The sequence below is a fragment of the Neobacillus sp. DHD-1R genome (genome assembly GCF_057747995.1).
On the sequence record NZ_CM173232.1, the window covers coordinates 1,716,068 to 1,737,664 of the forward strand.

The 21,597-nt window shown below is 41.3% G+C and carries 16 protein-coding genes, 1 pseudogene and 1 other annotated feature (1 of these 18 running past the window's edge); of the genes and pseudogenes, 16 read left to right on the plus strand and 1 reads right to left on the minus strand.

Features of this window, described 5'->3' with window-relative positions:
- Window positions 1-235, plus strand: a binding site (T-box leader); it begins 5 nt to the left of the window's first position.
- A 19-nt stretch (window positions 236-254) separates the two neighbouring features.
- The 15 genes and pseudogenes from AC3ANL_RS08265 to pyrE all read left to right on the plus strand — a co-directional run bounded on the left by AC3ANL_RS08265 (window position 255) and on the right by pyrE (window position 16,937).
- Window positions 255-389 (plus strand): hypothetical protein, encoded by a 135-nt coding sequence (locus AC3ANL_RS08265; protein WP_488328749.1) that lies wholly within the window; start codon window positions 255-257, stop codon window positions 387-389.
- The gene (ileS, locus tag AC3ANL_RS08270; RefSeq protein WP_488328750.1) at window positions 379-3,150 is read left to right on the plus strand and encodes an isoleucine--tRNA ligase; all 2,772 of its coding nucleotides are present in this window, start codon (window positions 379-381) and stop codon (window positions 3,148-3,150) included. The genes AC3ANL_RS08265 and ileS overlap by 11 nt, the downstream gene beginning before the upstream one ends.
- Before the next feature lie 148 nt (window positions 3,151-3,298).
- Window positions 3,299-3,595, plus strand: a complete 297-nt coding sequence (locus AC3ANL_RS08275) for a TraR/DksA family transcriptional regulator (RefSeq protein ID WP_488328751.1) — start codon at window positions 3,299-3,301, stop codon at window positions 3,593-3,595.
- 77 nt (window positions 3,596-3,672) lie between these two features.
- Complete coding sequence (lspA, locus tag AC3ANL_RS08280) at window positions 3,673-4,164, plus strand: signal peptidase II (RefSeq protein ID WP_488328752.1); 492 nt, start codon at window positions 3,673-3,675, stop codon at window positions 4,162-4,164.
- The gene (locus AC3ANL_RS08285; RefSeq protein ID WP_488328753.1) at window positions 4,136-5,047 is read left to right on the plus strand and encodes an RluA family pseudouridine synthase; all 912 of its coding nucleotides are present in this window, start codon (window positions 4,136-4,138) and stop codon (window positions 5,045-5,047) included. Before lspA ends, AC3ANL_RS08285 begins: the two co-directional genes overlap by 29 nt.
- Before the next feature lie 180 nt (window positions 5,048-5,227).
- Complete coding sequence (gene pyrR / locus AC3ANL_RS08290; protein WP_488328754.1) at window positions 5,228-5,770, plus strand: bifunctional pyr operon transcriptional regulator/uracil phosphoribosyltransferase PyrR; 543 nt, start codon at window positions 5,228-5,230, stop codon at window positions 5,768-5,770.
- 182 nt (window positions 5,771-5,952) lie between these two features.
- Window positions 5,953-7,263 carry a solute carrier family 23 protein gene (locus tag AC3ANL_RS08295; protein WP_488328755.1) on the plus strand — a complete coding sequence of 437 codons (1,311 nt, stop codon included), beginning with the start codon at window positions 5,953-5,955 and terminating at the stop codon, window positions 7,261-7,263.
- 171 nt (window positions 7,264-7,434) lie between these two features.
- Window positions 7,435-8,379, plus strand: coding sequence for an aspartate carbamoyltransferase catalytic subunit (locus AC3ANL_RS08300; protein ID WP_488328756.1), 945 nt, complete (start codon window positions 7,435-7,437; stop codon window positions 8,377-8,379).
- Window positions 8,339-9,625: a dihydroorotase gene (gene pyrC / locus AC3ANL_RS08305; protein ID WP_488328757.1), complete on the plus strand. Its 1,287-nt coding sequence runs from the start codon at window positions 8,339-8,341 to the stop codon at window positions 9,623-9,625. Before AC3ANL_RS08300 ends, pyrC begins: the two co-directional genes overlap by 41 nt.
- A pseudogene (locus AC3ANL_RS08310) lies at window positions 9,622-10,739 on the plus strand (carbamoyl phosphate synthase small subunit). Before pyrC ends, AC3ANL_RS08310 begins: the two are co-directional and overlap by 4 nt.
- Window positions 10,706-13,912 (plus strand): carbamoyl-phosphate synthase large subunit, encoded by a 3,207-nt coding sequence (gene carB, locus AC3ANL_RS08315; RefSeq protein ID WP_488328758.1) that lies wholly within the window; start codon window positions 10,706-10,708, stop codon window positions 13,910-13,912. The pseudogene AC3ANL_RS08310 and the gene carB overlap by 34 nt, the downstream one beginning before the upstream one ends.
- On the plus strand, window positions 13,909-14,682 hold the full coding sequence (locus tag AC3ANL_RS08320; RefSeq protein WP_488328759.1) for a dihydroorotate dehydrogenase electron transfer subunit: 774 nt from the start codon (window positions 13,909-13,911) through the stop codon (window positions 14,680-14,682). Before carB ends, AC3ANL_RS08320 begins: the two co-directional genes overlap by 4 nt.
- Entirely contained in the window at window positions 14,679-15,620 is a 942-nt protein-coding gene (locus AC3ANL_RS08325; protein ID WP_488328760.1) for a dihydroorotate dehydrogenase, read from the plus strand. Before AC3ANL_RS08320 ends, AC3ANL_RS08325 begins: the two co-directional genes overlap by 4 nt.
- Window positions 15,592-16,308 carry an orotidine-5'-phosphate decarboxylase gene (gene pyrF / locus AC3ANL_RS08330; protein ID WP_488328761.1) on the plus strand — a complete coding sequence of 239 codons (717 nt, stop codon included), beginning with the start codon at window positions 15,592-15,594 and terminating at the stop codon, window positions 16,306-16,308. Before AC3ANL_RS08325 ends, pyrF begins: the two co-directional genes overlap by 29 nt.
- Window positions 16,305-16,937: an orotate phosphoribosyltransferase gene (pyrE, locus tag AC3ANL_RS08335; protein WP_488328762.1), complete on the plus strand. Its 633-nt coding sequence runs from the start codon at window positions 16,305-16,307 to the stop codon at window positions 16,935-16,937. The genes pyrF and pyrE overlap by 4 nt, the downstream gene beginning before the upstream one ends.
- Before the next feature lie 49 nt (window positions 16,938-16,986).
- Here pyrE and AC3ANL_RS08340 read toward each other — a convergent pair whose 3' ends face one another.
- Entirely contained in the window at window positions 16,987-18,696 is a 1,710-nt protein-coding gene (locus AC3ANL_RS08340; RefSeq protein WP_488328763.1) for an Rqc2 family fibronectin-binding protein, read from the minus strand.
- Window positions 18,697-18,860: 164 nt separating this feature from the next.
- Between AC3ANL_RS08340 and AC3ANL_RS08345 the strand changes: the two genes are divergently transcribed.
- Entirely contained in the window at window positions 18,861-21,539 is a 2,679-nt protein-coding gene (locus AC3ANL_RS08345) for a calcium-translocating P-type ATPase, SERCA-type (RefSeq protein WP_488328764.1), read from the plus strand.
- The last annotated feature ends 58 nt before the right edge of the window (window positions 21,540-21,597 follow it).

A 21,597-nucleotide genomic window follows, 5' to 3' on the forward strand; every position in this document is an offset into this window, starting at 1 on the left:
GACGATGAAAGGGACAGTACAATTTTTCTACGGCTTTTATTAAGCGAGTCGGGGGTGGTGAAAGCCCGGTAAAGCTGAAAAATTGGAAAATCACCCTCGAGTTTTTGACCGAATCCCTTAATGGGGGTAGTAGGCTCAGGCGAATGATTCACGTTACGAATGGTAAAGAGGATAGTACTTTTCGGTATTATCTATCAGGGTGGTACCGCGGGAATAAAACCTTCTCGTCCCTATTTTGGGATGAGAGGGTTTTTTTGCGTGGAAAAGGGGCGGAGCGTCGCAATAGTGAAACCCATTATCCAAACTTTCCGGATAGTAGTATTTTTCACTATGAGAATGGTCATTCTGTTCAATATAAAGAAGCTGGAGGAAGCGAAAATGGAATTTAAAGATACGTTACTTATGCCAAAAACGGAATTTCCGATGCGAGGCAATCTTCCCCAAAGAGAACCTGAAATTCAGGCGAAATGGGAAGAAATGAATATTTATCAAAAGGTACAAGAACGGACAAAAGGACGTCCGATGTTTGTGCTGCATGATGGTCCTCCATACGCAAATGGAGACATCCATATGGGTCACGCCCTAAATAAAATTTTAAAAGATATGATTGTCCGTTATAAATCGATGAGCGGCTTTCACGCGCCATATGTACCTGGCTGGGATACACACGGTTTACCGATTGAACAGGCTTTAACAAATAAAGGTGTTAAGCGTAAAGAGATGACTGTTGCTGAATTCCGTGAGCTTTGTACAAAATATGCCCTTGAGCAGGTTGATAATCAGCGTTCCCAATTTAAACGTCTTGGTGTTCGTGCAGATTGGGAAAATCCATATATTACCTTAAAACCTGAATATGAAGCACAACAAATTAAAGTGTTCGGTGAAATGGCGAAAAAAGGCTATATTTACAAGGGCAAAAAACCAGTTTATTGGTCCCCATCAAGTGAATCAGCACTTGCTGAAGCAGAAATTGAATATCAAGATAAACGTTCAGCGTCCATCTATGTTGCTTTTAAAGTGAAAGATGGCAAGGGCGTTCTCGATACTGATACACAAATTGTAATCTGGACAACAACTCCATGGACTATTCCAGCAAACCTTGGTATTTCTGTGCATCCTGACTTAACCTATGTGGTTGTGTCTGTAAATGGAAATAAATACCTAGTTGCTGAAGCACTTTTGGAAGCTGTCACAAAAGAAATCGGCTGGGAAGAAACCACTGTAGTCCAAAAAGTTAAAGGTGCAGAATTGGAATATATTGTTGCTGCACACCCATTGTATAACCGTGATTCATTAGTGATGTTAGGTGAACACGTTACAACTGATGCAGGTACTGGCTGTGTTCATACTGCTCCAGGACATGGGGAAGACGACTTTTATGTTGGTCAGAAATATGGTTTAGATGTGCTTTGCCCTGTAGATGATAAAGGTGTAATGACTAGTGAAGCACCAGGTTTTGAAGGCTTATTTTATGATACGGCTAATAAACCGATTTCACAGGCATTAGAAGATGTGGGTGCATTGCTAAAGCTTTCGTTTTTTACTCACTCCTATCCGCACGATTGGAGAACGAAAAAGCCGGTTATTTTCCGTGCAACACCCCAGTGGTTTGCGTCCATTAAAGATTTCCGAAACGAATTATTGGAAGCAGTAAAAGAAACGAAGTGGGTCCCTGCTTGGGGGGAAACAAGATTATTTAACATGGTTCGTGACCGGGGTGATTGGTGTATTTCCCGTCAGCGTGTGTGGGGCGTGCCAATCCCGGTATTCTATGCTGAAAACGGCGAAGAGATTATTACCGATGAAACAATCAATCATGTATCGAACCTTTTCCGTGAACATGGTTCAAATGTATGGTTTGAACGTGATGTGAATGAATTGCTTCCTGAAGGCTTTACACATCCAGGCAGTCCAAATGGTATTTTTACAAAAGAAACGGATATCATGGATGTTTGGTTTGATTCAGGTTCTTCCCATCAAGCGGTACTCCTTGAGAGAGAAGATTTAGTTCGTCCAGCAGACCTTTATCTTGAAGGCTCTGACCAATATCGCGGCTGGTTTAACTCTTCGCTTTCAACTGCAGTAGCTGTAACAGGAAAGGCTCCCTATAAAGGAGTCCTAAGCCACGGATTTGCCCTTGATGGTGAAGGCAGGAAGATGAGTAAATCATTAGGGAATACCGTTGTACCTGCAAAAGTAATGAATCAATTAGGTGCTGATATTTTACGCCTATGGGTAGCTTCTGTAGATTATCAAGCCGATGTTCGTGTCTCTGATGCCATCTTAAAACAAGTTGCCGAGGTATATCGTAAAATCCGTAACACCTTCCGTTTCTTACTTGGAAATTTAGCGGATTTTGATCCAGCTGCAAATAAGGTTGCTTATAAAGACTTGCGCGAAGTGGATCAATTTATGCTGGTTAAACTAAATAAATTAATCAAAAATGTTCGTAATTCGTATGAGAACTATGAATTTGCAAACATTTATCATGCAATCAATAATTTCTGCACTTTAGATTTAAGTGCGTTTTATCTCGATTTTGCTAAAGATGTACTTTATATTGAGGCAGCTGATCACCATGAGCGTCGTGCTATTCAAACTGTATTATATGAATCACTGCTTGCTTTAACAAAATTAGTTTCACCAATTCTATCTCATACAGCTGATGAGGTTTGGAAGTTTATTCCTGGCGTTCAGGAAGAAAGTGTACAGCTTACAGATCTTCCAGAATATCAAGAACTAGCTGGTGCCCAGGCTTTAGAAGAAAAATGGCATGCATTCATGACACTCCGTGATGATGTCCTAAAAGCACTTGAAGAAGCCCGCAATCAAAAGGTAATTGGTAAGTCATTGACTGCAAAAGTTACCTTATATGTTAATGAGAAATCCAGAGCTTTGCTTGATTCTATTAATGAAAACATGAAACAGTTGTTTATTGTCTCTGGCTTTGAAGTAGCTGGTTCGTACGAACAAGCACCTGATACTGCCATAAAACTAGATACAGCCGCTATTGTGATTTCTAAAGCGGAGGGTGAAACCTGTGAACGTTGTTGGATTGTAACGCCAGAGGTTGGCCATGACCCAGAACATAGTACACTTTGCCCACGCTGTGCTGAAGTTGTTAAAGAAAATTATTCCCACTTAGCATAGGAAAATGAAGCCCCTTGTAAAAAATGCAAGGGGCTTTCATTTTTTCCCTTTTTCGTTAATTGTTGTAGTGGTTGTCAATTGTTTATCCGTGTCAGGAAGTGAGAGACGGAGATAATAAAACAAATGATGAACCACGGAGGTAACAACTATGAATGCCATGCAGGAAAAGCTGTTTTTGGAACTCCGTCAAACTAAGGAAGAAATTGAATATTCATTACAAAATAAACCAATGCAAACATGGCTTACGTCCATTTTAGAGGAAGAACTAAACGACATTAAGGCAGCGATGCAAAAGTTTACCGATGGGAATTTTGGTAAATGTGAAATTTCTGGTGAATTAATACCAGAGGCTTTGTTAAAAGCGATGCCCACAATAAAATCACTAAAAGATTCCGAAAGTTTAGAATTCTATTACAAAAAACCGATTTCAACGTCTTTTTTATGATGTTACATTGTCGTTATGCGATTAAGTGTGCTAAAATGCTAAGAGTAAGTTTAGGCTGAGTGTGGAGGTATTTCATAGTGTTTTATTACTTAATCGCTATTTTTGTTATCTTATTAGACCAATTTACAAAATGGTTAATTGTAAATAATATGCTTTTGGGAGAAAGTATTTCTGTCATTGATCAGGTTTTGTATATAACCTCTCACCGCAATCGTGGAGCTGCATGGGGGATTCTCCAAGGGCAAATGTGGCTCTTTTATGTCATTACGGTTGTTGTAATTGTTGCTATTATGTATTATCTCTACAAAGCCGCAAAGGGTAAATGGCTGTTAGGTGTATCATTGGCATTGATGCTTGGAGGGGCGATTGGTAATTTTATTGATCGGGTCCTTCGTCAAGAAGTAGTCGACTTTATTCATATGTATATTTTCAGCTATAATTTTCCAGTCTTTAATATTGCGGATTCAGCATTGGTGGTCGGCGTCATCCTGTTAATGATTCAAATGCTGCTAGATGAGAGAGAAACAAAGGAGAAATCTTATGGAGAAAATGGAACACACCATTCTTGAGGACCAAAAAGGTGACCGGATTGATAAGGTCATCTCAGGGTTAGACGAAGAATGGTCAAGAACACAGGTTCAACAATGGATTAAGGATGGACATGTTTTGGTTAACGGACAAGCCGTGAAAACCAATTATAAATGCAGCTTGAATGATGAAATTGATATAACAATTCCAGATCCAGAGGATTTAAATGTAGTACCTGAAGAGCTTAATTTAGAAATTTATTATGAGGATAAAGATGTTTTAGTTGTAAATAAACCAAGAGGAATGGTCGTTCATCCAGCACCAGGCCATTTAACGGGTACATTGGTAAATGGATTAATGGCCCATTGTAAGGATTTATCCGGCATTAATGGGGTGTTAAGACCGGGCATCGTTCATCGGATTGATAAAGACACCTCAGGCTTATTAATGGTTGCTAAAAATGATATGGCCCATGAAAGTCTTGTTAATCAATTGGTTCAAAAAACGGTGACACGTAAATATAAGGCCATTGTTCACGGAGTTATTCCGCATGACTTTGGGACGATTGACGCACCGCTGGGCAGAGATACTAGGGACCGTCAGAGTATGGCGGTTGTGGATAAAGGAAAACATGCTGTAACTCATTTTCATGTTATTGAACGCTTTAAAGATTTTACCTTTGTTGAATGTCAATTAGAGACAGGGCGAACCCATCAAATTCGTGTTCATATGAAATATATTGGCTATCCGCTTGCTGGGGATCCTAAGTATGGTCCAAAAAAAACATTGGATATTGACGGACAAGCCTTGCATGCAGGTATTCTTGGATTTACTCATCCAAGGACCAATGAATATTTAGAATTTGAAGCACCGCTGCCGGATGACTTTGAACGGCTCCTTGATTATTTGCGAAATAATCGTTGACGTGAGCCCCGATTTAATGTAAGATGACTATAGTTTAATAAGCCCTTTAATTCGGTCCCGTGAGGCTGAGAAGGAAACGGTTAGTATATTGGCGCTTAGCCATAATACGTAAAATTAACTTGTCTACCTCTCATCCACAACGGTGAGAGGTTTTTTATTTCTATTATAAGAAGGTGTCATATGAGCCAAAAAGCAGTTGTCCTTGATGAACAAGCAATCGGCAGGGCATTAACAAGGATTGCACACCAAATTATCGAAAAAAACAAAGGAATTGATGATTCCATCCTAGTCGGAATTCGAACTAGAGGCATTTATCTTGCAGAACGACTAGCAGCAAAAATTGAAGAAATTGAGGGAAAGTCTATCCCAGTTGGTGAAATTGATATTACCCTTTATCGCGATGATTTATCGAAGAAAACGGAAAATCAAGAACCACTTGTGAAGGGTTCTGATATCCCAGTTGAGATAAGTGATAAAAAGGTTATTTTGGTTGACGATGTGTTATACACAGGCAGAACCGTCAGGGCAGGACTAGATGCCCTTATGGATATTGGGCGGCCCGCAGTCATTCAACTAGCTGTCTTAGTGGACCGAGGCCATCGTGAACTGCCCATTAGAGCAGATTATGTAGGAAAAAATGTTCCAACATCAAGTGATGAAAAAATTGTTGTTGAACTGGCAGAAATAGATAAGGTGGATCAAGTAAGTATCTATGATAAATAATAATAAGAATAGCCCTTTTTAAAGGCAGTCCTGTGAGGCTGACAAAGGGGAAAGAGCCGTAGGGAATTTTTCTGATGCGGCATTTCTAATCCCTCTTTGTACCTTATTGGACAAAGAGGTTTTTTTATGCCAAAACGCAAACAATAATGATAAATCATTACAGAAAATTAGGGGAGAAAAAAATGAAAAATAATAAACCTATCTTAGACGTAAACGATATTCCAAAACCAGCCCAATGGCTGACCTTAAGTTTACAACATTTATTCTCCATGTTTGGAGCTACCATCCTTGTGCCATATCTTGTTGGATTAAGCCCAGCGATTGCATTAATTTCAAGTGGACTTGGAACATTGGCATTTATTCTTATTACAAAAGGTAAGGTCCCTGCCTACCTCGGGTCATCCTTTGCCTTTATCGGTCCAATCATCGCTGCAAAAGCGGCAGGCGGACCTGGTGCAGCAATGGTAGGAACCTTTCTTGCAGGCCTCGTTTATGGAATTGTGGCCCTAGTGATCAGCAAGGCTGGTCATCGCTGGATAATGAATTTACTTCCACCAATCGTAGTCGGTCCAGTTATCATCGTAATCGGTTTAGCACTTTCAGGTACAGCTGTAGGAATGGCGATGAATAACCCGGCAGGGAAATACAGTATGCTTCATTTCTCGGTAGCTTTAGTTACCTTAGCAGCAACGATTATTTTCTCTATATATGCCAAAAAGATGTTAAGTATTATCCCAATCCTAGCTGGAATCATTGTCGGTTACATCTATGCATTATTAGTTGGAATCGTTGATTTCAGTCCTGTGTTAAAAGCAAATTGGTTTGAGATGCCAGAATTTGTAATTCCGTTTTTCAGCTACAAGGTGAATTTCACTTGGGATTTAGTTTTCCTAATGGTACCTGTGGCAGTGGTTACATTATCAGAACATATCGGACATCAACTTGTCCTAAGTAAGGTGGTCGGACGAGACTATATTAAGGAACCAGGTCTGCACCGTTCCATTCTTGGTGACGGTACAGCAACCATGATTTCAGCCCTAATTGGTGGTCCTCCCAAAACAACTTATGGTGAAAACATCGGTGTACTTGCCATTACACGAGTATACAGTGTTTACGTTATTGCAGGAGCTGCAGGGCTAGCTATCGTCTTCGGATTTGTCGGGAAAATAACTGCTTTGATTCAGACTATCCCAACGCCTGTTATGGGGGGCGTATCAATCCTTCTCTTTGGAATTATAGCTTCATCAGGGTTAAGAATGTTAGTTGACAGTAAAATCGATTTCAGCACTAATCGCAATCTTGTCATATCATCTGTCATTTTGGTTATTGGAATCGGCGGAGCGATCGTGAAACTGCCTTTAAATGTAGAAATCCAGGGAATGGCTTTGGCAGCAATCATTGGTGTTTTGCTAAACCTCATTCTGCCTGGAAGAGTTCCTGCTGCTGAAAATATGTTTGAAGATGAAACGGATAGCGATAAGAAAACTGCATAGAAAACAAGAGTACCTTTTAAAGGAAGTCCAGAGAGGCTTATAAGGGTGTAATGCTTAGAACTTGGGGATGCCGGAGCTCAACTCTTCATCACCTTAGTTAAGTATATTATTTGCACCCTGATCAAGATCAGGGTGTTTTTTTATTCAAAAACGAGAGGCAGGGGTAAGAGGATGTTAAATCACTTATTAACCACCAATGAATTAAAGGTAAATGAGATTCATCAGATCTTAGCAGACGCTCAAAATTTTAAAGCTGGCATGAAATGGCATCCAGAAGGGCTGATGTTTACAGCCAATTTGTTTTTTGAACCAAGCACAAGAACAAAGAGCAGCTTTGAAGTCGCCCAAAAAAGGTTAGGTTTAGAAGTGATCCCGTTTGAGGTTCTTACGTCAAGTGTCCAAAAAGGGGAAACACTTTATGATACAGTTAAAACATTAGAATCTATCGGCGTAAATGCCATTGTCATTCGTCATGGACAGGATCGTTATTTTGATGAATTAGTAGGGAAGGTAAATATCCCGATTATTAATGGTGGTGATGGATGCGGACACCATCCTACCCAATCGTTGCTTGATCTGATGACCATTCAGCAAGAATATGGTCAATTCAAAGGGCTGAAGATTGCAATTATAGGTGACATTCGTCATAGCCGAGTGGCACGCTCGAATGCGGATGTCTTGACTAGGTTGGGAGCAGAGGTGATTTTCTCTGGACCAGAGGAATGGTTTGATTCTCGGAGTGCAGATAGTTCCAGATATAGGCCGGTTGATCAGGCAATCCAAGAAGCAGATGTAGTCATGTTACTGCGCGTTCAACATGAACGGCATCAAGAAAAAAGCAGTTTTACTGCAAATGAATATCATCAACAATTTGGCCTTACTAAAGAAAGGGAAAAAATGATGAAACCGGAGAGTATCATCATGCATCCTGCTCCTGTAAACCGCAATGTCGAAATTGCTGATAGTTTAGTAGAGTGCAATCGGTCAAGAATATTTAAGCAAATGGAAAATGGTGTATATGTAAGAATGGCAGCTATTAAGAGGTCAATAGAGAGTCTCAAAGGAGGAAAAAACGATGAAACTACTTATTCAGAACGCATGTTACATAGCATTTAATGGAGAAACAAAACAAGCAGATATTTTAATTGAAAATGGCATCATCACAAAAATCGAGGCAAATATTGACACTATAGTGGACCGAAAAATAGATGCAGCCGGAAAGATGGTTTCACCAGGATTTATCGATTTACATGTCCATCTTCGTGAACCTGGCGGCGAAAGAAAAGAAACGATCGCCACAGGAACTAGTGCTGCAGCAAAAGGCGGCTTTACTACCATTGCTACTATGCCAAATACTCGTCCGGTGCCTGACACCAAAAACCACATGGACGACTTGCAAAAGCGGATCCAAGCATCAGCAAAGGTAAGAGTTTTGCCTTATGCGTCGATTACGACTAGGCAGCTTGGCGAGGAGTTAACTGACTTTGCAACGCTCAAAAATGCCGGTGCTTTTGCTTTTACAGATGATGGAGTTGGCGTTCAGTCAGCTAGTAAGATGCTTGAGGCGATGCGAAAAGCGGCAGAGATTAACATGTCTATTGTTGCCCATTGTGAAGAAAACACCCTAATTAATAAGGGATGTGTTCATGAAGGAGCCTTTGCAAAACGTCACGGCTTGAATGGTATTCCATCCATTTGTGAATCTGTGCAAATCGCACGAGATGTTCTGCTTGCGGAAGCGGCAGGCTGTCATTATCATATCTGTCATATTAGTACAAAGGAATCCGTTCGGGTGGTGAGAGATGCCAAGCGTGCGGGGATAAATGTAACTGCTGAAGTAACACCCCATCATTTATTATTATCTCAAGACGATATCCCAGGGCTTGATGCCAATTTCAAAATGAACCCACCGCTTCGAGATGCAGTCGATAAGGCGGCCTTAATTGAAGGACTCCTTGATGGAACGATTGATTTTATTGCCACCGACCATGCACCGCACACACAGGAAGAAAAAAGTGAAGGGATGATGCTCGCGCCCTTTGGGATTGTAGGACTCGAGACGGCATTCCCACTCCTTTACACTCACTTTGTTTTAAAAGGTATTATCACGCTTGAGCAATTAATCGGATTTTTAACCATAAAGCCTGCATCAGCGTTTGGTCTGCCTTACGGAAAAATCGAAGTGGGGTCACCGGGAGACTTAGTCATTTTGAATCTAGAAGAAGAACACACGATTGACCCGGCAGAATTTTTATCCAAAGGGAAAAATACTCCATTTGGGGGTTGGAAATGTAAAGGATGGCCTGAGATGACGATCGCATCTGGGCAAATTGCGTGGGAAAAAGGAAGTGTGCTAGCATGAAAAAACAGCTTATTTTAGAAGACGGTACAATATTTATCGGTAAAGGTTTTGGCAGTGATACGGAAACCATTGGTGAAGTAGTATTTAATACTGGTATGACCGGCTACCAAGAGATCCTATCTGACCCCTCTTATTGCGGACAAATTGTGACGCTCACCTACCCGCTGGTCGGGAATTACGGAATTAATCGAGACGATTTTGAATCGATTAATCCAGCAGTGAAGGGTTTTATTGTCAAAGAAGCAACTGAATTTCCATCCAATTGGCGAAGTGAATATACCTTAGATGAATACTTTGACATGAAAAAGATCCCGGGAATTGCAGGAATAGATACACGAAAATTGACAAGAATTATCCGCCAGTATGGGACACTTAAGGGAGCAATCTGCAGCATTGAAAAAGATGCTAATGAAGTGTTAAATCAATTACGAAGAACGGCACTCCCATATAACCAAGTCAAACAAGTATCCACAAAAAATGCTTATCCGAGTCCAGGAAGAGGAAAAAGAGTTGTTCTTGTAGATTTTGGAATGAAGCATGGAATCTTACGAGAACTAAACCAGCGCGATTGTGATGTTGTAGTGGTGCCCTATCATACAACAGCTGATGAAATTCTGCAATTAAGTCCAGATGGGATTATGCTTTCCAATGGACCAGGCAATCCAAAAGATGTACCGGAAGCCATTGATATGCTAAAAGGTGTATTGGGCAGAGTTCCTTTGTTTGGTATCTGTCTTGGACATCAACTATTTGCCCTAGCATGTGGAGCAGATACGCAAAAAATGAAATTTGGACATCGCGGATCTAATCATCCTGTTAAAGATTTATCGACAGGGAAAATCGCGATAACTTCCCAAAATCATGGATATACTGTGGAAGCAGATTCAATTAAAGACACAAGATTAATAGTCACACATATTGCTATAAATGATGAAACCGTTGAGGGACTTAAACATCTAGATTTTCCCGCTTTTACTGTCCAGTATCATCCTGAAGCATCACCAGGACCAGAAGATGCAAAAGGATTATTTGATCAGTTTTTAGCCATGATGGAAAAGCATAAACAGGAGGTTACCGCAAATGCCTAAACGTACAGATATCAACTCCATTTTAGTGATCGGGTCGGGACCAATCGTGATTGGGCAGGCGGCCGAATTTGATTATGCCGGCACTCAAGCCTGTATCGCGCTAAAAGAAGAAGGCTACCGTGTGATTCTTGTAAACTCCAATCCAGCAACCATTATGACGGATACAGAGATTGCTGACCGCGTTTATATCGAACCATTAACAGTTGAATTTGTGAGTAGAATCATTCGTAAAGAACGTCCTGATGCCTTGCTGGCTACACTTGGCGGGCAAACAGGTCTTAACCTTGCTGTTGAACTTTCAAACTCAGGAGTATTAGCAGAATGCGGGGTTGAAATTCTGGGCACCAAACTTTCCGCGATTAAACAAGCGGAGGACCGCGACTTATTCCGCAACTTAATGAATGAATTAAATGAACCGGTACCAGATAGTGAAATTATTCATGAATTAGCGGAAGCCACAGCGTTTGTTGAAAAGATTGGTTTTCCGGTAATTGTCCGTCCTGCCTATACCCTTGGCGGAACTGGAGGCGGGATCTGTTATAATCAGGAGGAACTTGAGGAAATCGTCACAAGTGGATTGAAGCATAGTCCTGTAACTCAATGCTTACTGGAAAAAAGTATCGCAGGTTTTAAGGAGATCGAATACGAAGTCATGCGTGATGGAAACGACAATGCGATTGTCGTCTGTAACATGGAGAACATCGATCCGGTTGGGGTGCATACAGGGGATTCCATTGTGGTTGCACCAAGTCAGACATTAAGTGACCGTGAATACCAATTATTGCGAAATGTTTCCCTAAAAATCATTCGTGCCTTAGGAATCGAAGGAGGCTGTAACGTTCAGTTAGCCTTAGATCCTGAAAGCTTCCATTACTATATTATTGAAGTAAATCCACGTGTTAGCCGTTCTTCTGCACTAGCATCAAAGGCTACTGGTTATCCAATTGCCAAACTAGCCGCAAAAATTGCCGTCGGCTTAACACTCGATGAAATGTTGAATCCGGTAACCGGAAAAACCTATGCTAGTTTTGAACCAGCGCTCGACTACATTGTGACGAAAATTCCAAGATGGCCATTTGATAAATTTGAATCAGGAAACCGTTCACTTGGAACTCAAATGAAAGCTACGGGAGAAATCATGGCGATTGGCCGTACTTTTGAAGAATCCCTATTGAAGGCCATCCGATCACTTGAGTCAGGCGTCTACCATTTCGAACTAAACGGTGCAGACGAAATTGATGATGAATTGCTTGAGAAACGGATTCGCAAAGCAGGAGATGAACGTCTTTTTTACATCGCAGAAGCGTTAAAACGTGGAATAACGATCGAAACCATCCACAACTGGAGTAAAATTGATTTATTTTATTTAAACAAAATGGCAGGAATTATTCGCCTAGAAGCAAAATTGGCTGCCAACTCAGCAGATTTAGAAATCCTTATCGAGGCAAAACAAAAAGGCTTTACCGATAAAAAAATAGCAGAGCTTTGGAATTGGACCGTAAATGAGGTCATAAATTTACGAAAGAACTCAGGGATTATCCCTGTTTACAAAATGGTTGATACCTGTGCAGCTGAATTTGAGTCGGAAACCCCTTATTATTATGGTACCTATGAAGAGGAAAATGAGTCAGTCGTAACCGAACGAAAAAGTGTGATCGTTCTCGGCTCTGGACCAATTCGGATCGGTCAAGGGATTGAGTTTGATTATGCGACTGTGCATTCTGTGAAAGCAATCAAGGAAGCCGGATATGAAGCGATCATCATTAATAATAATCCTGAAACTGTCTCAACCGATTTCAGTATCTCTGATAAACTGTATTTTGAACCGCTAACGATTGAAGATGTAATGAACATCATTGAATTAGAAAAACCACTCGGGGTTGTAGTACAATTTGGCGGTCAAACCGCAATCAACCTTGCTGCTGACCTTACCGAAAACGGTGTAAAGATCCTTGGAACAAGTTTAGAGGACTTAGACCGGGCTGAAAATAGAGATAAATTTGAACAAGCTCTTGAAAAGTTAAATATACCACAGCCCTTGGGCAAAACAGCCTTGTCCGTGGAAGAGGCGTTAGTGATTGCAAACGAAATCGGCTTTCCAGTTCTAGTCCGCCCATCCTATGTTCTTGGCGGAAGGGCAATGGAAATTGTCTATCACGAGGACGAACTGCTTCACTATATGAAAAATGCAGTAAAAATTAATCCGGAACATCCCGTTTTAATTGACCGTTATTTAACAGGGAAAGAAATCGAAGTAGATGCCATCTGTGATGGGGAAAATGTTATCATTCCAGGAATTATGGAACATATCGAGCGGGCAGGTGTCCATTCTGGTGACTCAATTGCTGTATACCCGCCACAGACTCTTTCGGAATCGGTGAAACAAACACTAGTGGAATATACAGAAAAATTAGCGAAAGGCTTGAACATTATCGGATTATTGAATATCCAGTATGTTTTAGCTGGAGATAAGGTTTACGTCCTTGAGGTTAACCCAAGATCAAGCCGAACTGTTCCCTTTCTAAGTAAAATAACGAATATCCCTATGGCGAAAATAGCGACAAAAGCCATTTTGGGAGTTTCGATTCTCGATCAAGGCTACATTCCCGGCCTTGTCACGGAGAGGGAAGGGGTATTTGTGAAAGTCCCTGTTTTCTCCTTTGCTAAGCTTAAAAGTGTGGACATTACACTCGGACCAGAAATGAAGTCAACCGGAGAAGTAATGGGTAAGGATGTCACACTTGAAAAAGCATTATATAAAGGATTGGTTGCATCGGGCATGAACATCCAAAAGTTTGGCACGGTGTTATTTACGGTAGCGGATAAGGATAAGCAAGAAGCACTAAAGCTGGCAAAACGTTTTTCTGCGAATGGTTATCGTTTAATGGCAACAGGCGGAACAGCTGCAGTTTTAGAGTCGGCAGGTTTACCAGTGAAGGTAGTCGGAAAAATTGGGACTGAAGGGGAAACGCTTCTAGATGTTATTCAACACGGAGAAGCACAGTTCATCATCAATACCTTAACAAAAGGAAAACAGCCGGCAAGGGATGGGTTTAGAATCCGCCGTGAAGCCGTTGAAAATGGCGTTCCATGTTTAACCTCATTAGACACAGCAGATGCAATTCTTAAAGTAATAGAATCAATGAATTTTTCTGCGGAAGCCATGCATGCAGTCCAAAAGGAGGTTGTATTAGCATGATTTGTAAAGAATTATGCAAAATCAGCAGCCAAAAAGAAATCGCTGCAAACATCTACGAGCTTACCGTAAAGGGTGATTTGGTCAACCAAATCAGTGCACCTGGACAATTTGTGCATGTACGAGTTTCAAACGGGTTGGATCCACTTTTACGCAGGCCAATAAGTATAGCTTCCTTCGATAAAAAACAAAAAAGTTTGACGATGATTTACCGGGCAGAAGGAAAGGGCACATCACTCATAGCGCAGAGGGGACCTGGGATGGATATTGATATCCTCGGTCCGCTAGGAAACGGCTTTCCAGTTGATGAAGTTAGTCCAGGACAAACAGCAATGCTGGTTGGCGGCGGAATCGGTGTACCACCCCTTTATCAGCTTTCCAATCAATTAGTCGAAAAAGGGGTCAAGGTAATCCACGTTCTAGGTTTCCAATCCAAGTCAGCTGTTTTTTATGAAAATGAATTCCTAAAAAATGGTGAAACCCACATTACCACTGTGGATGGCTCCTATGGACGTCAAGGCTTTGTGACAGATGTGATGAAGGATTTTCAGTTTGATTGTATCTATACGTGCGGACCGACACCAATGTTAAGGGCAATCGAACGAAATTATCCTGATAAAAAAGTATTTTTATCATTAGAAGAACGTATGGGCTGCGGGATTGGTGCTTGTTTTGCCTGTGTGTGTAAACGGGCAGATGATCCGACAGGAGTTTCCTATAAAAAAGTATGCAGCGATGGACCTGTTTTTCGTGCCGGGGAGGTATTAATTTGAGCAGACTTAACATCGAATTACCTGGTTTAAATCTAAAAAATCCAATCATGCCTGCTTCGGGCTGTTTCGGATTCGGAAGAGAGTATAGTCAATTTTATGATTTGAGTGTACTAGGTGCCATTATGATTAAAGCAACCACCCTTGAACCACGGTTTGGAAACCAAACACCACGAGTTGCGGAAACAACAGCTGGAATGTTAAATGCCATTGGTTTGCAAAATCCTGGACTTGAAAAAGTCCTAGGTGAGGAACTGCCCTGGCTGTCTCAGTACGATGTGCCGATTATTGCGAATGTGGCAGGTTCTTTTGAGGAAGATTATGTGGCGGTTGCAAAAGACATATCAACAGCACCTAATGTCCAGGCATTAGAACTTAATATATCCTGTCCAAATGTAAAAACAGGTGGAATTGCCTTTGGTACATTACCAGATGTAGCTAAGCAATTAACCAGGAAGGTAAAGGAAGTTTCCGAAGTACCTGTGTATGTGAAGCTGTCACCCAATGTCACGAATATTGTCGAAATGGCAAAAGCAGTGGAAGATGGTGGTGCGGATGGTTTGACAATGATTAATACACTTGTTGGGATGAGGCTTGATTTAAGAACAGGCAAACCGATTTTAGCCAATCGGACAGGCGGATTGTCTGGGCCGGCGATTAAACCTGTTGCGATTCGGATGATTTATGAAGTAAGCCAAGCTGTTTCCATTCCGATTATTGGGATGGGCGGCATTGAGTCGGCGGAGGATGTAATCGAATATTTCTATGCAGGGGCAAGTGCGGTAGCAGTAGGAACAGCCAATTTTGTGGATCCCTTTGTATGTCCAACCATTATTGACGAATTACCAGGGTTACTTGAGAAACTTGGCTTTGACCACATCAGTGAATGTACCGGAAGGAGCTGGAACAAGCATGGACAACTCGCTTATCATCGCGCTTGATTTTGCAAATGGCGGCGAAGTGAAACAATTCTTGGAACCATTTGAAGGAGAGCAACTGTTTGTAAAAGTAGGAATGGAGTTATTTTACCAGGAAGGTCCTTCAATCGTTCATCAGTTAAAAGAAAAAGGTCATCGTATTTTTCTGGATTTAAAGCTGCACGATATCCCGAATACGGTGAAAAGCGCCATGAAGGGGCTGGCCGGACTTGAATGCGATTTAGTGAATGTACATGCTGCTGGGGGAAAGGAAATGATGCATGCGGCACTGGAGGGGTTGGAGGCTGGCTCTGCGGCAGGACGGAAACGCCCGGATTGTATTGCTGTCACCCAGTTAACCAGTACATCGAAAGAACAAATGAATAGGGAACAGTTAATCCCTGTATCCTTAGAGGAATCTGTTCTCCATTATGCTGCTCTTACGAAAGAGGCTGGCTTAGATGGCGTAGTCTGTTCGGCATGGGAAGCTGCTTTTATTCAGGAGAAGCTAGGACACCCATTTTTAACAGTATGTCCAGGAATTCGAATGGCCTCTGATTCTACCGGTGACCAAAAACGGGTCGCAACACCTGAATTTGCCAGGCAAGCAGGGGTAAGTGCGATTGTGGTTGGACGTTCGATTACACGATCTGCTGACCCATTAAAGAGCTATCATCAATGGATAGAAGCATGGAAGGGAGTACAACAATGAAACACTTAATTGCTGAAAAATTACTAGAAATCAATGCGGTTGCCTTAAAACCACTGGATCCATTTACTTGGACATCTGGACTGCGTTCTCCGATCTATTGTGATAATCGCTTAACCTTATCCTACCCAGCTGTACGTCGAGAGGTTGCAGCCGGCTTGCAAAAACTCATTCTTGAGAATTATCCAGAAGCAGAGGTCATCGCTGGTACTGCAACAGCAGGAATCCCTCACGCAGCTTGGGTCAGTGAGCTAATGGATTTACCAATGTGCTATGTTCGTTCAAAAGCAAAAGGCCATGGTAAAGGAAATCAGATTGAAGGAAAAGTTGAATCGGGTCAAAAGGTAGTTGTGGTTGAAGATTTAATCTCAACTGGAGGAAGTGTCATAACTGCTGTTCAAGCCTTAAGAGAAGCAGGTTGTGATGTACTTGGAGTTGTCTCCATTTTTACATATGGATTAGAAAAGGGAAATGAATTACTGCAGCAAGAAGAAATTAAGACCCTTTCTCTAACAGATTTTTCAACATTAATTGAAGTCGCCATTCAAAAAGGATACGTTAGTGCTGAAAATCAGGAAAGTCTTCTTTCTTGGAGCAAAAATCCTTCTGAATGGAGTAATCAATTTAAGTAGATATAAAAACTAGAAAATAGGAGGATGTCCCAAACAATGGGACATCCTCCTATTTTTTCATTTTCAATACTAATTCCTCATCTGGAGTGACATATACTGTCTGTTGAGTGTCATAAATGACGAAACCAGGTTTTGCCCCACTAGGTTTTTTCACATGTCGTACTTTTGTATAATCGACAGGCACCGAGCTTGAATTTCTTGCTTTGCTGTAATAAGCGGCTAAAGTTGCTGCCTCCCGAATGGTTTCATCAGAGGGTTCCTTGCTCCGAATAACCACATGGGAACCAGGTATATCTTTGGTATGAAACCAAAGATCATCCCGTGCCGCCAGCTTATTGGTTAAATAATCATTTTGTTTATTATTTTTTCCTACAACGATATCAGTGCCATCAGTTGAGAGAAAGTGATCCAAGACCGGTTTGGCATTCGCTGCTTTCTTGCCATTTCGTTTTTGTCGTTCGCGGATATAGCCACCCTCTACTAACTCTTCCCGAATTTCTTGAATATCCTTCGGGGAAGCCGTTTGCACCTGTTGTAGTAAACTATCAAAATAAGCAACTTCTGCAAGGGCAATCTCAATCTGCTCCTCCACCACGGCAACCGCATTTTTAGCTTTTTGGTACTTGGTAAAATACTTCTGTGCATTTTCAGAAGGTGTTTTTCTTGGGTTAAGCGGAATCACTACCGTGCCGTTGTGCTCATCGTAATAGTTAAGAACCTCGATTTCCTTCATGCCCTTTTTGGCTGCATAAAGATTGGCTGTTAACAATTCTCCAAATAATTGATATTGCTCAGCCTTTTCGGTTTCCTTTAACGTGCCTTTTAGCTTTTCAATTTTCTTTTCATTTTTTTCTTTTTCATTACTAATAAACCGTTCGATATCATTGCCTTGCTGTTTCACCCTGTCTCTTTCTGCCTTACCAAAATAAAATCGGTCGAGCATTTCACTAAGTGTGGGGAAGGTTTTTACCTCTCCTTTTAGATGCTCTAGCGGAAATAGATAAAAAGCATCCTTCCCATCAGTTGATATAATAGAAGGCGAAAGGTCACCAGTGGCTACCTTGTTTATTAACCGAATAAATACAGTTGGTACAGTCGTTCGATTTGCAAGACCACTTTGAAAAATAACTTCCTTAGCAAATAATGGTGAGGTGCCTGCAAAATGCTCAACTAGCTGCCGATCGACCTTGCCGCTATTGAAATCCACTTTTTGCAACACATCTTCTTCAACAGCCTCAAAGGGATTTAATTTGTGCTGCTCAGGTGGTAGTATGTAAGACTGGCCCGGCAAAATCGCTCTATAGGTGTTCACAGCATAGGAGACATGCTTAATACTATCGAGAATGACGTTGCGCGTTTTATCCACTAAGACAATATTGCTATGTCTGCCCATAATTTCAACGATTAATTGTTTATAGCTAATATCGCCTATTTCATTTCTGCCTTTAATTTCAAAAATGATCATCCGGTCATTTTTTACCTGATAAATATCTTCTAAAATATGTCCTTCAATATGCTTTCTAAGCAGCATGCAGAACATCGGCGGCTCACTTGGATTATCATAGGCTTCGCTGGTGAATTGTACCCGTGCATAACTGGGGTGGGCAGATAACAACAGCTTTTGATTTACACCGTTTGCGCGAATGGTAAGTATCACTTCATTTTTATAAGGCTGCTGAACCTTGTTAATACGCCCGCCCTTAATAGAACGAACTAGTTCATCAACCATTGCTTTTGTAAATAAACCATCAAATGACATGGAAAACATCCTTTTCTTCAAACATATAATTTAATTATATCCTACAATCTTAACTTCTGTCTTATTTTACACTGATATGATATTTTCATTTAGCATTTTTTTGGACGACCCTGAATAAGCTTTCCTTAGAGCAAGTCTATAAAAGGGGGAAGTGAGATGGTCGGATGAAGTTCCATGAAATGAAGATAGATCAAGTAGAAAAGGCCTTAGAAACCGACTTTTCTTCGGGATTATCACAAGAAGAAGTAAAAATGAGGATCAAACTGCACGGACTAAATGAATTAGACGAAGGAGAAAAGCAATCGGCTTTACTCTTATTTTTTAGTCAATTTAAAGATTTTATGGTATTAGTTCTGCTAGCGGCAACCTTGATTTCAGGGTTATTAGGTGAATATATTGATGCCATTGCCATTATCGCCATTGTCATTATTAATGGCTGTCTTGGTTTTTACCAAGAACGACGTGCCGAAAAATCTCTTCAGGCATTAAAGGAATTATCGGCTCCCCAAGTTTCAGTATTACGGGAAGGAAAGTGGATTAAACTAGCATCCAAAGAAATTGTCATTGGCGATATTTTAAAGTTTGCCTCGGGTGACAGAATTGGTGCAGATGTCCGTGTCATTGACTCAAAAAGTTTAGAAATTGAAGAATCAGCCCTAACGGGTGAGTCTGTACCCGTTTCGAAACATATAGATAGCTTAACAAATCCTAACCCAGGCATTGGTGACATGGAGAATACGGCCTTTATGGGGACGATGGTCACTAGAGGCAGTGGAGTAGGAGTTGTCATCGGTACCGGAATGAATACAGCGATGGGACAAATTGCGAATTTACTGCAAAATGCTGAATCGCAGGATACACCACTGCAGCGCCGTTTAGAACAACTGGGAAAAATATTAATTACCGTTGCATTGCTGCTAACAGTGCTTGTTGTTGTGGTCGGTGTGTTACGGGGACATGAGCTTTATGAAATGTTTTTAGCTGGTGTATCGCTTGCAGTTGCCGCCATACCTGAGGGACTGCCAGCGATTGTGACTGTCGCATTATCATTAGGTGTCCAAAAAATGATTAAGAAAAATGCGATTGTTAGAAAGCTTCCTGCCGTTGAAACGCTTGGATGTGCCTCAGTCATTTGCTCTGATAAAACAGGCACCATGACACAAAACAAAATGACAGTAACCCATTTATGGAGCGGCGGGCAGACGTGGACCGTTGATGGAGTGGGCTACCAGCCAAGCGGGAATTTTTATCGTAATGAGAAGCATGTTGCTCCGAAAGATGAAAAAGCCCTCCAGCAGATGTTAATCTTTGGAATGCTATGCAATCATTCTGATTTGGTTATGAAAGAGGATGAATACACACTTGATGGCGACCCCACCGAAGGGGCCTTACTAGTTAGTGCGATGAAAGCAGGCTTTGATCGTCACAAATTATTAGATGAGTTTACGATTATCAATGAGTTCCCATTTGACTCGGCGAGAAAGATGATGAGTATCCATGTAAAGGACAAACAAGGGCGGCATTTTATAGTAACCAAAGGAGCACCTGACGTTATTTTAGGTATTTGCGAATCAATTCTTTGGGACGAACGAACACAATATTTAAATATAGAGACCCAAGGGAAGGTCCAGGAGTCGATTAATGGGCTGGCGTCCCAGGCACTTCGAACCATTGCGATTGCCTTTAAGCCTATTTCCGCTAATACCGTTATCCTAAGTGAACATGAAGCAGAAAAAAAATTAACCTTTATTGGTGTTCAAGGAATGATTGACCCGCCAAGACCGGAAGTTAAGGCGGCTGTAAGAGAATGTAAGGAAGCCGGTATTAAAACGGTGATGATTACAGGTGACCATGTGATCACGGCAAAAGCCATTGCAGCTCAGCTGGGAATTCTAACGAAAAAAAGCAAGGTTTTGGACGGCAATGCGTTAGCTGAAATGTCCGTCGAGGAGCTTGAAGAGGTTGTTGATGACGTTTCTGTTTTTGCCCGAGTGTCACCAGAGCATAAGTTGAAAATTGTGAAAGCATTGCAAAACAGGGGACATATTGTGGCAATGACAGGGGATGGGGTAAACGATGCCCCTGCCATAAAAGCGGCCGATATTGGTGTAGCAATGGGGATTACGGGAACGGATGTGGCAAAGGAAGCCTCTGCCCTTGTTTTGTTGGACGATAATTTTGCTACCATTAAAGCCGCTATCACGGAAGGAAGGAATATTTACGAAAATATTCGTAAATTTGTCCGTTACTTACTTGCATCGAATGTTGGAGAAATTCTAGTGATGTTGTTTGCGATGATATTAGCTCTGCCCCTGCCTCTTGTACCAATACAAATCCTTTGGGTCAATTTAGTGACAGATGGTCTGCCGGCCATGGCACTTGGTCTGGATCGCCCAGAAGAGAATGTGATGAAACGCGGACCGCGGAGCCCAAATGAAGGAGTTTTCTCCCGTGGGTTAGGTTGGAAAGTTGTATCAAGGGGATTCTTGATCGGCCTTGTTACATTATTAGCTTTTATGATTGTTTACCATAACGAACCTAATCAGCTTCCCTATGCACAAACCGTTGCCTTTGCTACACTTGTAATGGCCCAATTAATCCATGTATTTGATTGCCGAAGTGAAAAATCAGTCCTATCGAGAAACCCATTTGGAAATCGCTACCTTGTTTGGGCCGTTTTATCATCCTTAGTACTCATGCTCGTGGCCATTTACTATCCGCCGTTGCAGCCTATATTCCATACGCTGCCGATTAGTGGAAAGGATTGGCTGCTGATTTTGGGTTTATCCTCCATTCCAACTTTTTTACTAGCCGGATCATTTTTGTTAAGAAAAACAAAATAAAGTATGTTATAATCCAAAAGGTAATAGAATCCTATCTATTACCTTTTGTTTTGTTAGA

Coding starts and splice junctions, on each gene's coding strand:
- ileS (WP_488328750.1), top strand. CDS start 379: ATGGAATTTAAAGATACGTTACTTATGCCAAAAACGGAATTTCCGATG.
- AC3ANL_RS08275 (WP_488328751.1), top strand. CDS start 3,299: ATGAATGCCATGCAGGAAAAGCTGTTTTTGGAACTCCGTCAAACTAAG.
- AC3ANL_RS08285 (WP_488328753.1), top strand. CDS start 4,136: ATGGAGAAAATGGAACACACCATTCTTGAGGACCAAAAAGGTGACCGG.
- pyrR (WP_488328754.1), top strand. CDS start 5,228: ATGAGCCAAAAAGCAGTTGTCCTTGATGAACAAGCAATCGGCAGGGCA.
- AC3ANL_RS08295 (WP_488328755.1), top strand. CDS start 5,953: ATGAAAAATAATAAACCTATCTTAGACGTAAACGATATTCCAAAACCA.
- AC3ANL_RS08300 (WP_488328756.1), top strand. CDS start 7,435: ATGTTAAATCACTTATTAACCACCAATGAATTAAAGGTAAATGAGATT.
- pyrC (WP_488328757.1), top strand. CDS start 8,339: ATGAAACTACTTATTCAGAACGCATGTTACATAGCATTTAATGGAGAA.
- carB (WP_488328758.1), top strand. CDS start 10,706: ATGCCTAAACGTACAGATATCAACTCCATTTTAGTGATCGGGTCGGGA.
- AC3ANL_RS08320 (WP_488328759.1), top strand. CDS start 13,909: ATGATTTGTAAAGAATTATGCAAAATCAGCAGCCAAAAAGAAATCGCT.
- pyrF (WP_488328761.1), top strand. CDS start 15,592: ATGGACAACTCGCTTATCATCGCGCTTGATTTTGCAAATGGCGGCGAA.
- pyrE (WP_488328762.1), top strand. CDS start 16,305: ATGAAACACTTAATTGCTGAAAAATTACTAGAAATCAATGCGGTTGCC.
- AC3ANL_RS08340 (WP_488328763.1), bottom strand. CDS start 18,696: ATGTCATTTGATGGTTTATTTACAAAAGCAATGGTTGATGAACTAGTT.
- AC3ANL_RS08345 (WP_488328764.1), top strand. CDS start 18,861: ATGAAGTTCCATGAAATGAAGATAGATCAAGTAGAAAAGGCCTTAGAA.